The sequence below is a fragment of the Nostoc sp. genome, from assembly GCF_036917655.1.
GTDB lineage: Bacteria > Cyanobacteriota > Cyanobacteriia > Cyanobacteriales > Nostocaceae > Nostoc.
Window position 1 is genome coordinate 1 of record NZ_JBALCY010000074.1, and the last position, 12,144, is coordinate 12,144.

Annotated in this window: 15 protein-coding genes; 8 read left to right on the top strand and 7 right to left on the bottom strand. The window is 43.7% G+C overall.

The features are described from left to right. The first annotated feature begins 1 nt into the window (after position 1). Positions 2-2,437 (top strand): hypothetical protein, encoded by a 2,436-nt coding sequence (locus V7K30_RS27030; RefSeq protein ID WP_442941112.1) that lies wholly within the window; start codon positions 2-4, stop codon positions 2,435-2,437. A 155-nt stretch (positions 2,438-2,592) separates the two neighbouring features. Next, positions 2,593-2,703: a photosystem I reaction center subunit VIII gene (locus V7K30_RS27035; protein ID WP_334813141.1), complete on the top strand. Its 111-nt coding sequence runs from the start codon at positions 2,593-2,595 to the stop codon at positions 2,701-2,703. Between the two features lie 263 nt (positions 2,704-2,966). Here the strand turns inward: V7K30_RS27035 and V7K30_RS27040 are convergent, their stop codons facing one another. From V7K30_RS27040 to V7K30_RS27065, 6 genes are all read right to left on the bottom strand, one after another. After that, on the bottom strand, positions 2,967-3,086 hold the full coding sequence (locus V7K30_RS27040; RefSeq protein WP_012411803.1) for a photosystem II reaction center protein J: 120 nt from the start codon (positions 3,084-3,086) through the stop codon (positions 2,967-2,969). A gap of 70 nt (positions 3,087-3,156) precedes the next feature. Beyond that, complete coding sequence (locus tag V7K30_RS27045; RefSeq protein ID WP_012411802.1) at positions 3,157-3,279, bottom strand: photosystem II reaction center protein L; 123 nt, start codon at positions 3,277-3,279, stop codon at positions 3,157-3,159. A gap of 8 nt (positions 3,280-3,287) precedes the next feature. Further along, on the bottom strand, positions 3,288-3,425 hold the full coding sequence (psbF, locus tag V7K30_RS27050; RefSeq protein WP_012411801.1) for a cytochrome b559 subunit beta: 138 nt from the start codon (positions 3,423-3,425) through the stop codon (positions 3,288-3,290). Between the two features lie 9 nt (positions 3,426-3,434). Then, positions 3,435-3,683, bottom strand: coding sequence for a cytochrome b559 subunit alpha (psbE, locus tag V7K30_RS27055; RefSeq protein ID WP_273762113.1), 249 nt, complete (start codon positions 3,681-3,683; stop codon positions 3,435-3,437). A gap of 271 nt (positions 3,684-3,954) precedes the next feature. Next, the gene (locus tag V7K30_RS27060) at positions 3,955-4,977 is read right to left on the bottom strand and encodes a photosynthesis system II assembly factor Ycf48 (RefSeq protein WP_335004622.1); all 1,023 of its coding nucleotides are present in this window, start codon (positions 4,975-4,977) and stop codon (positions 3,955-3,957) included. Between the two features lie 368 nt (positions 4,978-5,345). Further along, complete coding sequence (locus V7K30_RS27065; protein ID WP_335004624.1) at positions 5,346-5,681, bottom strand: rubredoxin; 336 nt, start codon at positions 5,679-5,681, stop codon at positions 5,346-5,348. 324 nt (positions 5,682-6,005) lie between these two features. On the opposite strand from V7K30_RS27065, the gene ndhC reads away from it, so the two are divergent. From ndhC to V7K30_RS27085, 4 genes are all read left to right on the top strand, one after another. Beyond that, on the top strand, positions 6,006-6,368 hold the full coding sequence (ndhC, locus tag V7K30_RS27070; RefSeq protein ID WP_196526961.1) for a photosynthetic/respiratory NAD(P)H-quinone oxidoreductase subunit C: 363 nt from the start codon (positions 6,006-6,008) through the stop codon (positions 6,366-6,368). After that, positions 6,359-7,096, top strand: coding sequence for a photosynthetic/respiratory NAD(P)H-quinone oxidoreductase subunit K (gene ndhK, locus V7K30_RS27075; RefSeq protein ID WP_335004626.1), 738 nt, complete (start codon positions 6,359-6,361; stop codon positions 7,094-7,096). The genes ndhC and ndhK overlap by 10 nt, the downstream gene beginning before the upstream one ends. 16 nt (positions 7,097-7,112) lie before the next feature. Next, a complete protein-coding gene (locus V7K30_RS27080; protein ID WP_335005232.1) occupies positions 7,113-7,640 on the top strand; it encodes an NAD(P)H-quinone oxidoreductase subunit J in 528 nt (175 codons plus the stop codon). Positions 7,641-8,054: 414 nt separating this feature from the next. Beyond that, positions 8,055-9,701 (top strand): bifunctional serine/threonine-protein kinase/formylglycine-generating enzyme family protein, encoded by a 1,647-nt coding sequence (locus V7K30_RS27085; protein WP_335004628.1) that lies wholly within the window; start codon positions 8,055-8,057, stop codon positions 9,699-9,701. 331 nt (positions 9,702-10,032) lie between these two features. Here V7K30_RS27085 and V7K30_RS27090 read toward each other — a convergent pair whose 3' ends face one another. Next, complete coding sequence (locus V7K30_RS27090; protein ID WP_335004630.1) at positions 10,033-10,575, bottom strand: REP-associated tyrosine transposase; 543 nt, start codon at positions 10,573-10,575, stop codon at positions 10,033-10,035. 296 nt (positions 10,576-10,871) lie between these two features. On the opposite strand from V7K30_RS27090, the gene V7K30_RS27095 reads away from it, so the two are divergent. Next, positions 10,872-11,171, top strand: coding sequence for a hypothetical protein (locus V7K30_RS27095; RefSeq protein WP_335004632.1), 300 nt, complete (start codon positions 10,872-10,874; stop codon positions 11,169-11,171). Positions 11,172-11,368: 197 nt separating this feature from the next. Further along, entirely contained in the window at positions 11,369-11,983 is a 615-nt protein-coding gene (locus tag V7K30_RS27100) for a cytochrome C (RefSeq protein ID WP_335004634.1), read from the top strand. Positions 11,984-12,144 lie beyond the last annotated feature (161 nt).

The following is a 12,144-nucleotide window of genomic DNA, read 5'->3' on the forward strand; positions in this document are numbered from 1 at the left end:
CTTGGAATCTATTACCCCAGCAGAACCCGCAATTACGTTAGATGAAGCGATCGCTGTTTCTACAGAACTGGCAATTACTACATACAGCAACCCCGCTACCACTGTTCTGCCAGATGAATGGAACTTGGAATCTATTACCCCAGCAGAACCCGCAATTACGTTAGATGAAGCGATCGCTGTTTCTACAGAACTGGCAATTACAACATATAGCAACCCTGCTACCACTGTTGTGCCAGATGAACCAGAAGAAGATGTAGTTATTGATGAGCCTGTAAGTCCTGTATGGCTCAAAGGTGAAACGGCAGAGCAGATTTTACAAAATTTAATAGATTTAGCTTTACCCGCTTCTGAACCCCTGCCAAAAGATCAAAAGGTTACAGATTTTCCAGCAACACAACCACCGCCACCATTACTGCTAACTTTAAGTCAGGATACTTACATTGCTCGTTGGGGACAAGCTCTTACAATCAATGGACACATTGAACTTAAAGAAAAGACAAATCTAGATCAGGCTGAAACATTATCTCCAAAAAGCCTGCGGGCGCTTGAACTAGGAATTGAACTGCGATCGCCTAAGAACTCGAAAATCTTAACCGAAGTACGGCAACCCTTACCAGACCAGGAGTTGCCTTTCACCATCAATACCTCAATCGATATTCCTGCTGACTTTGAATCCAAGTTAATTCTGGCAGATATCAGTTTGTATGGTACATTCGCCGATGTTGGTGAAGTCATCCGGTTAGCCAGCCAGTCCTTCACCATTACAGCAGATGTAACAGAATTACTGGCAATCACAGCCGCAGCAAAACCTAGTACATCCTTGAATGACCCCATAGCACCATCGGACTCATCTGCTGCTTTCACAGAACCAGAGTCCGCTGTGAGGATCGATTTGAAACTATTCAATCTGGTCAATATTCCAAAAACAGACCAGTCTCTGATCCTCAATCCATCCCCAAATACACCCCTACCACCGCAAATTAATCTGCAACTTCTGCGAGAAGCCACCCTGCGGACATCTAAGCTCAAGAATTCAGCCACTTCGCCTCAATTGCCGAAACTGCCTCCTGTTCAAACCGATACCAAAATTCCTACAAATGTTGTTGCAGAACCCCCTACACAGCAGGAGCTTCTAGAAAAGGATGCTACTATAGCTGCCATCAACTTAGAGCAGTTGGTCATCAAGCAACGTCGAATGCCAATACTTGACACTACTTTTCCATATTTGAGACGGTTACAAGCTTTGCCAGGTGATGCAGAAGAAGAAGTAAAAAATAATGTCCCCCCAGATGCATTGGAAGTTCAAGCGGCTGAAGACTTCTCGCAGTTGGAGGCAATTGTAGCTGAAGATGAAAATACACCTGAAGTAGAAGCCCAGCCAAATGTACAATTCCAGGAAGAATCTGTTGCTGAACTAGAAGCCCAGCCAAATGCACAATTCCAGGAGGAATCTGTTGCTGAAGTAGAAGCCCAGCCAAATGCACAATTCCAGGAGGAATCTGTTGCTGAGGTAGAAGCCCAGGCAAATGCACAATTCATTACAACAGGCAACCTTTACTCATCTCCCCTGCTCAGGAAGTGGATGGAGAGCCAAGGATACTCTTTGCCTGAATCCATTAATGATCTGCAACCTCAAGACTACGATAACTATGTTCCAACCCAGCAGACCCAGCTTTTTCTTAGTGCTGAAACTCCCAATGTTGATGTCAACTTGCCCTTAAGCCTGGATGGTGATACAGGGATATGGGAAGAAGCTCAAGAGTCGGTTTTTGATCTTGGGAACTTTGAGGAAGATGTAGACACAGCAAAGGAAACTGATCTAGAGACAGTGGAAGATCCGGTAGTAGAAAAAGTATCCGAACCAACACTCTCAATGGCTCTGGTAACACAGCTAACGCCTCCTCCTCCGATAAAAATAAATATAGCGTCAGCTTGGTTGGCGCAAGAAATCGTTGTAGATGATACATATAGTGACCTGGAAGCCGATGCAACCAAGAATTACCCTTTTGAAGAAGAGAAGCAACCACCGTTAGGTTTATCCCCTTTTCTACCCAGAATTGCCGCAGCCATTGAGCCTTTGCCAATTCCACAACTGCATGTGCCAGACGGCGAACTAATCGCTGGCAAGTTTATCATAGTGCGCGTAGTACTGCCTGAAGTACCTCCCCAAGTGGTTGTCAAGTTATGGGTTGAAGATTATCAAACTCGCTGGTTACTAGATGGGCCCCATTTATTGACAAATTTACTACCTAATGCATTGGGAGGGTTGGAAGTGATGACGCAATTAAATATTCCCTTAGGCTGTTTGGAAATTCGCTTGGAAGCGATCGCACTTGATCTAACAACCCTACAAGAGAGTCACAAAGTCACAATAGTGCGAACTGTGATTCCTCCAGACTTGCCAATCTTGCAGCTAGATGAACTCCTGGGTATGTAACTAAGGGATGAGGGGAACAAGGTAAAATTTTCTCCCTCATCTTTCCCATCTCCCAATATGGGCTGTGTTAAAAATATGAAAGAATTTCAAAAATCTGGCAGAATTTGCAGTAAGCTCATTTTGAATTGTAGTGTTATTTAACAGGAACCTTTACTATGGCAGCTTCCTTTTTGCCTTCTATCTTAGTTCCCATCATTGGTTGGGTTTTGCCAGCTGTGACGTTCGCGTTTCTATTTTTATACATTGAAAGCGACGATATCAGCTGATGTAGTCATTAGTCATTAGGAGCCGCTGCGTTGCAGTGGTTCCAAGAGTTGTTCGCGCAGCGTCTCCGACAGGAGAAGCAAGTGGCATTCATTAGTCAAGTTTCGGACAAGCGAAAGTTATCAATTCTGTCGGATACGTTTCTAGACTATTGACCAAAATTAATACCGCCTATCTCATAGAGACAGGCGGTTTTTTTAACGTTGATTTCTCAACAAATGCTAGAAAATTCTAACTTATAGTGTTCGGTTCAAACTAACTAATGTTAAATCGAAGAACCGAGTCCGGCGTAGGCACCATAAAAGAAAATGCCCAAAACTGTAATTATACCTAATCCTGCGATCGTAGCGACGACCCACAGGGGAATTCTCCCACTTCCAGACACAGCTTCTCTCCTCCCTTAACAACAAATCAACACACGTTCAATAAACAAAGATTAACAACAGTGGTTCCAGTTAGTTAAAGAAGTAACTGGAAAACAGAATCCCCAGAACGAAAACTAGTAGTAGTCCCAGGTATAGGGAAGTCCGGTTTAGTTCAACCGGCTGATTATTGGGATTGGGCGATCTTTCGACCATAATTGCTCCTAACGGTGAATAAATTGCATTGCGGCGATCGCGCCTAAAAAGAATACAGTTGGTACACCTAAAGTGTGAACCGCCAGCCATCTAACGGTAAAAATTGGATAAGTAACTGGTTGATTGATGTTATTGCCGCTAGTCATGATTTCAAACTACTTTCCAATAAATTGTTCAACTTGTTTTTTAGCTTCAAAACGGTTCTTCACAATTGGCACTTCTTGCCGCGTTGGTGTGAAATACTCGTTGGGACGAGGTGTGCCAAAAGCATCATAAGCCAGCCCAGTTTGCACAAATAGCCAACCCGCAATAAACAATGCCGGGATGGTGATGCTGTGAATTACCCAGTAACGAACGCTAGTAATGATATCCGAAAACGGACGTTCTCCAGTGGTACCTGACATTTAGATCCCTACCTTATACATAGAGTGTTATAGAGTTTATTATCCTACAAAGTTAAGAAAGAGTTACAAGTTGCAACGTTCTTCTCAGAAATTAGGTATTGGGCATGGGGCATTGGGCATTGGGCATTGGGCATGGGGCATTAATCACTTGACTCCTAACTCCTAACAGACGCGATTAATCGCGTCTCTACTCCAAACTCCAAACTCCAAACTCCAAACTCCAAACTCCTAACTCCCCACTCCCCACTCCCCACTCCCCACTCCCCACTGCCTAAGCAGCCTCTGCTGGGGAAGTTGTTTCAGGGTTTGGTAGATATTTGAGCAAAACGCCGCGATCGCCAATTATAAATCCCCGGTTTGGCTCTAAGAAAACAATTTTGTACAGATTAGCAGCAACTTCTTCCACCGCACGGTCTTTTTCCCAGGTTTTGCCACCGTCGGCACTCCGTAGTAAATTACCGCTACCGCCACCTATCCAAATTTCATTGGGTGTGCGGTATGCCAAATCCAGTAAACCCCAACTGGTGGATAACTCTGGATTTTGTGCCTTTTGCCACTCTTCAGGTTTTGTGGGGTCACTAAACTGAATTTGACCTCCCCTGGCTAGCAACCACAATTGCCCATTGTCAGCAAAGCCCATATTTTCTACCCGCCGAGAACTATTGCGGTTATGGGGTACCCAAGCATCTTGCCCTGGTTCCCAAGTTGAGTAGAAACTACCCTTAGCGGAAACGGCAACATATTTGCCATCAGCAGAACGTTCCAAATTACGCACTACACCTACTGCTGATTCCACCTGGGCTTTCCAGTTTTTGCCGCCATCTGTGGTCTTATATATGGCTCCGACATCAGTAGCCATTTCAGCTGTCTTGTCTGCCAGTGCCTTAATTGCGATCGGGCTACCTGGTAGCTTTTCGCTCAGGGGGATACGCGACCAAGAATCACCTTCATCAGTAGTGTGCAGCAACAGTCCAGGCTCTCCGGCAATCCAGCCTTCTTTACCAACAAAACTTACTGAGTCAAAGCGATACTTTTGCTCATCCAGTTGCAATGTTATTGGTTTCCAGGTATTACCACTGTCATTAGTTTCCAATAGGGTGGCATTGCTACCTACTAAATAGCCATGCTCAGGATTATCAGTAAAAGCAATATCCAATAGATTCGAGTCTGTTGGCACAGAAATGATTTTCCAGGGATTGTAGCTAACAGAGGGGATTTTGCTACAACCTATGCACATGATGACTACTATTAACAAGGCAGCTATTCGTTGCCAACTTTTCACAATTGAATGCATTAGTATTTCTTAAGTTGTTTCTAAATTTGTGTAGGTGTTCTCTAAAAAGGTTTACCTTATACCAATTTTGGATTTTAGACTTCTGCGTGAGCGCTCAGTCGAACGATTTTGGATTTTGGATTAAAAGTCCTTATTAAAAAGCGTTCCAAAAATTCCAAAAAATATTAACCCAATATGGTATTGAGGGCTATAGCCGCTCTACGGAACTGGTAACACGGCGCATTTATGTGATTTTAATTATACGCAAAACTCCCTGCTACCGAGATAAACTGTTCCACATTGAATTTGCATGGAGTCGGCAGTCAGGATGCTGGACAATCCTGGGTTTTTCATTTTGAATGCGTGAATTTTGAATTGCTTAACGGCTGTCATTGTAAGCCGTAGAGACTGATAAAAAACAAGAAGCCAAGAGCCAAAGCGCCAAAAATTAGGATATTCTTTTGAGTTGGCGTTAGGTTGTTGACACCAAAACCGTAACCGAGATTTTCTTTGAAGCCGGATGCAGTACCCGCAGGGCCAATGTTGGCAAAAGCGGTTTTTTTAGCAGCACAAACTGGACAGCGCCAATGTATGGGCAGTTCTGCAAAGAGTGTCCCTGAAGGAATATCATACTTGTCGTCTCCCTTTTCGGGTTCGTAAACATAACCGCAGGCGCGACACTCGTAGCGGTCTAACACCGGAGTCTCAACAGCTGGTTCGCTCATCGCTAAGTCCTCGCAGAGGAGAAATCTTAAATATACGTTAAAAATTATGACATAATTGTTAGACTTTTCTATCACTATCAAAAGCGAATTAAATAAGCTGTTATGCGTCTGTTTCCCAGATTTCAGAAAAACCAAACAGATATAATGTAAAAGAAAGTAACGTAATTCAAGGGATTGGGCATTGGGGATTGGGCATGGGGCATGGGGCATGGGGCATGGGAAAGAAAACTTCTTTGTCCTCCCACTCCTGAGTCCTTAATCTCTAGTCTCAGTACCAATCTTAGGTCACTACTTAAAATACTCCATAAGCGGTAGATACTCATTGTGTTTGTCCTCAGCGGTTACGAGTACCTTCTAGGCTTCTTCATCATCTGTAGCCTAGTACCTGCCTTAGCGCTCTCAGCATCCAAGCTCCTACGACCCAGTGGTTACAGCCCAGAACGGCACACCACCTATGAATCTGGCATGGAACCCATTGGGGGAGCCTGGATTCAGTTCAACATCCGCTACTACATGTTTGCTCTGGTCTTCGTCGTCTTTGATGTGGAGACTGTATTCTTGTATCCTTGGGCGGTAGCTTTCCACCGTTTGGGGCTATTGGCATTTATTGAAGCGCTAGTCTTTATTGCAATTCTTGTAGTCGCTTTAGTTTACGCATGGCGTAAAGGAGCTTTGGAATGGTCTTGAATTCTAACTTAACAACTCAGGATAAAGAGCGAATCATCAACCCCATTGAGCGGACTACAATCACTCAAGACCTTTCAGAAAACGTCATTTTGACGACGGTTGATGATCTCTACGACTGGGCGCGGCTTTCTAGTCTGTGGCCGTTGCTGTTTGGTACTGCTTGCTGCTTTATTGAGTTTGCAGCTTTAATTGGTTCACGATTTGACTTTGACCGTTTTGGACTAATTCCCCGTTCTAGCCCCCGCCAAGCCGATTTAATTATTACGGCAGGGACTATCACCATGAAGATGGCCCCCCAACTGGTACGTCTTTATGAACAAATGCCAGAGCCGAAGTATGTAATTGCGATGGGAGCTTGCACAATTACTGGCGGGATGTTCAGCGTTGATTCCCCCACAGCAGTGCGCGGAGTTGATAAACTGATTCCTGTGGATGTCTACTTGCCTGGTTGTCCTCCCCGTCCAGAAGCAATTATCGACGCAATCATTAAGCTGCGGAAGAAAATCGCCAATGAATCGATGCAAGAGCGGTATAAAATTAAGCAAACTCACCGCTACTACAGCACGACTCATAATTTGAAGCCAGTAGAAGAAATCTTAACTGGTAAGTATTTGCAGTCAGAAACTCGCTCTGTACCACCGAAGGAATTGACGGAAGCGATCGGTATGCCAATACCACCTGCACTGCTGACAGCAAAGGCGCAAAAGGAGGAACAAACCCGTGGCTGAAGAAGAATCTAAACCCGTGGCTGAAGAAGAATCTAAACCAGTAGCAGCCAAAGAAGAGTCATTGGTACAAGCCGGTAAAGTTTCCCAGTGGTTGACGGAAAATGGCTTTGACCATGAGTTTTTAGCACCAGACAAGAATGGTGTAGAGATAATTAAGGTGGAGCCAGATTTCTTGCTTCCCACTGCTACAGCCCTTTATGCCTACGGGTTTAATTATCTCCAGTTTCAAGGTGGTGTTGACCTTGGGCCAGGACAGGAATTGGTGAGTGTGTATCACTTGATTAAAGTGGGTGATAATAGCGATCGCCCTGAAGAAGTACGGGTGAAGGTGTTCTTACCACGGGAAAACCCTGTAGTCCCTTCTGTGTACTGGATTTGGAAGACGGCAGATTGGCAAGAGCGCGAGTCTTACGATATGTTGGGCATTGTCTACCAAGGACACCCAAATCTCAAGCGGATTTTGATGCCGGAAGATTGGGTAGGTTGGCCTTTACGGAAGGATTATATCTCGCCTGATTTCTACGAGTTGCAAGACGCTTATTAGAGATTGCTGAATCGAGACGCGATGAATCGCGTCTGTACAAGATAGTGCAGAGTTTCGGCAGTCATTAACCCCTTTCCGGTGGCGGAGAGGGGTTATGTTTTTGGTATTTCACATAAAGAAAATTTGTAGGTTGGGTTGAACGGAGTGAAACCCAACAAAGCCCGGAAAATGTTGGGTTTCCTTCCTCAACCCAACCTACACCTACACCCAACGTGATTTTTTAGAGGCTTAACCGAGCAGTATTGGGAAAGCAGCAATAAAGCTGACCTTCAAAAGGCAAGAGCCAAAGCGAGAGATGTTTCTCCTCCTCTTTCTCTTTAAGCCTTTGCGTCTCTGCGTGAAAACAATTATCTTGGTCTAACATCAAGAAATTTGGCACAATAAACCAAATCCCCCACTACCAAGTCAAAAACTATGCCTACGACTGGTACAGTCCTCCGTAACCATTATAAAATCATCAAAATCCTCGGAAGTGGCGGTTTTGGCGACACTTATTTAGCTGTAGACCTAGACTTACCCAACCAACCCCAGTGTGTAGTCAAACACCTCAAACCCAACTCCGACCCCGCAGTATTACAAATCGTTAGAAGATTATTTAATAGCGAAGCCCAAGTTTTATACCGCTTAGGTAATGATAGCGACCAGATACCGCAACTATTTGCCTACTTTGAAGAACAAGGCGAATTTTATTTAGTCCAAGAATTTGTAGATGGCAAAGACTTAAGCCATGAAATCATTCCCGGTCAAAAGTTAACAGAAATAGCAGTCACCAAACTATTAAAAGAAATCTTAGAAATATTAGCAGTAGTCCACAAAAAAAATATCATTCACCGCGACATCAAGCCCCAGAATTTAATGCGTCGTCGGCAAGACGATAAAATAGTGCTAATTGACTTTGGTGCAGTCAAAGAAGTAAACACCATGAGGGTGAATCCCCAAGGTCAAACTAGTGTCAGCGTTATGGTTGGTACTGGTGGTTATATGCCAAGTGAACAAGCAGCCGGACAACCAAAGTTAAGCAGCGATGTTTATGCGGTCGGGATGTTAGGGATTCAAGCTTTAACAGGGTTACAACCACACGAACTACCAAAAGACCCTACTGACGGTGAAGTGATTTGGCGCAATCGGGCAAATGTCACTGAGAAACTGGCTCTGGTGTTAAATAAGATGGTGAATTATCACTTTCGAGATAGATACCCTTCAGCAGTGGAAGCGTTAGAAGCACTCAAACCGTCAGCGCCACAACAGCGACAATCAAGTACACCAGAAATAAAACAGAAACCAAAAGACTTTATTGAAAACTTAGGAAATGGTATCACCCTGGAAATGGTGCAGATACCAGGGGGAACCTTTATGATGGGTTCACCGGAAGGAGAAGCAGAGAGATATCAAGATGAAAGTCCACAGCATCAGGTAACAGTTCCTGGGTTTTTCATGGGTAAATCTCAAGTCACCCAGGCGCAGTATCAAGCAATTATGGGTAGTAATAGTAATATTTTTCAAAAAATTATAGGTAATAACAATAATCCTTCCAATTTTAAAGGTGATAAGCGACCTGTAGAACAAGTAACTTGGGATGAGGCGGTAGAATTTTGTAAAAAACTAAGCCAGAAGACAGGACGTAAATATAGATTACCTAGCGAAGCCGAATGGGAATATGCTTGTCGGGCTGGAACGAAGACCCCATTTTATTTTGGTGAAACGATTACCACAGATTTAGTTAACTACAACGGTAACTATCCTTACGGCTCTGCACCAAAGGGCGAATATCGTCAACAAACAACAGATGTAGGAAAATTTCCGCCTAACTCTTTCGGTTTATACGATATGCATGGTAATGTATGGGAATGGTGTCAAGATGTATATAATGACACTTACCAGAGTGCGCCAAAAGATGGTAGTGCGTGGTTAACTGGTAAAGATAATGACATGAGGCTGCTGCGTGGCGGTAGTTGGTTCTACTTTGCTAGGTATTGCCGTTCTGCGAATCGCGATAGGAACGCGCGCACGGGTCGTGTCAAAATTGTGGGTTTTCGCGTGGTGGCGGTGGCTGTGGCGTGAGTCCTCCGCAAAGTCAGAGTTGATAAGTGGGAATTTATCGAGCGTACACCAGGGAGTCCAGACCTGAACCAGCGAGGAAGGCGACAACCTCCGAATATAAAACCAAGTCGGATAGCTTGGTAGGTTGCAAAACCGAACAGTTGTTCGACTCAATCATTTTACAAAGTAATTCGTAGTAATTCGTAGGTTGGGTTGAGGAACGAAACCCAACATTTCAACCGCAACATCTAACAAACGAAACCCAACATTACGCATCACAATATCCAATGCTGATGTTGGGTTTCACTTCGTTTAACCCAACCTACAATTTCAGCTACAATTTAGGCGATACCTACTCTTTACCGATATCAGAGTCAAATACAATTTCTTGCCCAGCACCCCACGTAATATCATACGTCCCCTGACGAACAGAACGATGAAAGCTGGAATATTCCCAATCTTTTGGAGCTTTCACTAAACCATGTTTGACAGGATTGTAGTGAATATATTCAAGGTGATTTTTCAAATCTACCTCGTCTCTAATCAAGTGTTCCCAAAAACGACGTTGCCAAATAGCCTGCTCTTTTTTATTTTGCCTAGAGGTAGATAGATTTTCCTGTGGTAGAGTATTACATTTGCGACTAAAATAGCTTTTGATCAAACGCCAACGGGTAGAAAAATTGTAATCGCCCTGTGGTAATGTCCAAATACAGTGCAGATGATCCGGTAATAAAACAAAGGCATCAATTATAAATGGGTGTTGTCGCATTATATACCGAAAAGTATTTCTCAATAAAGATACGTTAGTCGGTAAGCATAATAGTCTTTGTCTTTTATGTGTTATAAGTGTAAAAAAATAAGTGCCACCTTCTATTGTGGCTCGACGATATTGCATTCTGTTAATTTTATGACGGTTGGATTTCGCGGTTTATACCAAAGTATTGGTTATAAAGAATACTGTCAATTTATTTCTGTTGAGATGTGAGTTAAGAAATGAGCGAAGGGCAACCCAACAAACCAAAGTAGATGTTGGGTTTCGTCCCTCAACCCAACCTACAATTAAGTCTAATTTGGAGTTTGAAAACACTTAAGCTTTTGCAACCCTATACTAAGTAAGGGATAAAATTAAATTTCCCTATCCTGCTTGGATTTCAGATGTTAGGATATCCGACAAAATGAGATAAACAACAGATGAAAGCGATCGAAGTTACCGGCAGGATTGATCCTCAGGGAAATCTGGGAGCAATTACAACAAGGAAATATTGTCGGCGATCGCGTTGGGGCATTGGTGAGGATTATATTATTTACAAGGTGAGAGTTCGCAACAGTAGTATCCAAAAAGGTAAGAGGGCTGGATACCGATTGATTTATCAACTTGAGTCACCTACAAGTATTTTGCTACTAACGATTTATTCCAAGTCTGACCGAGAAGATATTGGTGCAAATGAAATCTTAAATATCGTCGCTGATTTTTTTAGCCAGTCAGGTTAAAACTACCAAGAGATTTTTCCTTGCACAGTCAGTGGTACGCCACTGTTATTCATGGAGATATGCGTAGACACAGAGCGCTTGCCAATAGACTCGCCACATTACTAAAAATACTTACACAAAATCTGAAACACTGCCAAGACTGCGTAAGTCCTATGATTAGCACAAGCGCCACTTCTAAATATCTGGGAATGTGAGGAATGTCAATTTTTGTTAAGCGCAAAACCCGCGATGGCGAAAAGCGATCGCCTTATAGCGATGCCGACGGCGGGCTACGCCAACGCCAAGCGCTACAGCAAAGCGCGGAACGCCAATTCAAACGCCAATTTTTCGGTTTACTTCTGGTAATTGTAACGTGGAGCCTAGCTATGGGCTGGCTTCTAGCCTTGGCAACTAACGCCCAAAGTGCTACTCCTACCGCTGAAATTGGCACTGTTGACGTAGTGCCTGCACAGTATCAACTGGGGCAAGAACTGTATTTAGAAAACTGCTCCACATGCCACATCGGCTTACCACCAGCCGTTTTACCCACTCAAACTTGGAAAAATCTCCTGCAAGACTCGCAGCACTACGGCGCACAACTAAAGCCTTTAGTCGATCCGCCGCGCATCTTAGTGTGGAAATATCTTTCAACTTTCTCCCGTGTCCAGTTAGACGACGAAGAAACACCTTATCGCGTCAACGACTCGCGTTATTTCAAAGCTTTGCATCCAGGAGTTAAGTTACCACGTCCCGTCCAGATTGGCAGCTGTGTCAGCTGTCATCCCAGTGCTAATGATTACAATTTCCGCCGCCTGACAGCAGAATGGAAGTGAGGAGTTAGGAGTGAGGAGTTGAAAAATTCATAACTTATAACTCCTAACTCATAACTCCTCACTCTATTCTCCACTCCTTCTCTGGCCTCATCTGGGGGCAAAATGATACTATGAAGAAAGAGTAAATATAAGATAAGAGTTAAAACCAATCATTTAGTAAA

Excerpts from the sequence above, each read along its gene's own strand:
- V7K30_RS27065 (WP_335004624.1), bottom strand. The coding sequence starts at position 5,681 with ATGAGCGAACCAGCTGTTGAGACTCCGGTGTTAGACCGCTACGAGTGT.
- V7K30_RS27100 (WP_335004634.1), top strand. The coding sequence starts at position 11,369 with ATGTCAATTTTTGTTAAGCGCAAAACCCGCGATGGCGAAAAGCGATCG.
- V7K30_RS27085 (WP_335004628.1), top strand. The coding sequence starts at position 8,055 with ATGCCTACGACTGGTACAGTCCTCCGTAACCATTATAAAATCATCAAA.
- V7K30_RS27060 (WP_335004622.1), bottom strand. The coding sequence starts at position 4,977 with ATGCATTCAATTGTGAAAAGTTGGCAACGAATAGCTGCCTTGTTAATA.
- ndhK (WP_335004626.1), top strand. The coding sequence starts at position 6,359 with ATGGTCTTGAATTCTAACTTAACAACTCAGGATAAAGAGCGAATCATC.
- psbF (WP_012411801.1), bottom strand. The coding sequence starts at position 3,425 with ATGACTAGCGGCAATAACATCAATCAACCAGTTACTTATCCAATTTTT.
- V7K30_RS27090 (WP_335004630.1), bottom strand. The coding sequence starts at position 10,575 with ATGCAATATCGTCGAGCCACAATAGAAGGTGGCACTTATTTTTTTACA.
- V7K30_RS27045 (WP_012411802.1), bottom strand. The coding sequence starts at position 3,279 with ATGGTCGAAAGATCGCCCAATCCCAATAATCAGCCGGTTGAACTAAAC.
- V7K30_RS27095 (WP_335004632.1), top strand. The coding sequence starts at position 10,872 with ATGAAAGCGATCGAAGTTACCGGCAGGATTGATCCTCAGGGAAATCTG.
- V7K30_RS27035 (WP_334813141.1), top strand. The coding sequence starts at position 2,593 with ATGGCAGCTTCCTTTTTGCCTTCTATCTTAGTTCCCATCATTGGTTGG.
- psbE (WP_273762113.1), bottom strand. The coding sequence starts at position 3,683 with ATGTCAGGTACCACTGGAGAACGTCCGTTTTCGGATATCATTACTAGC.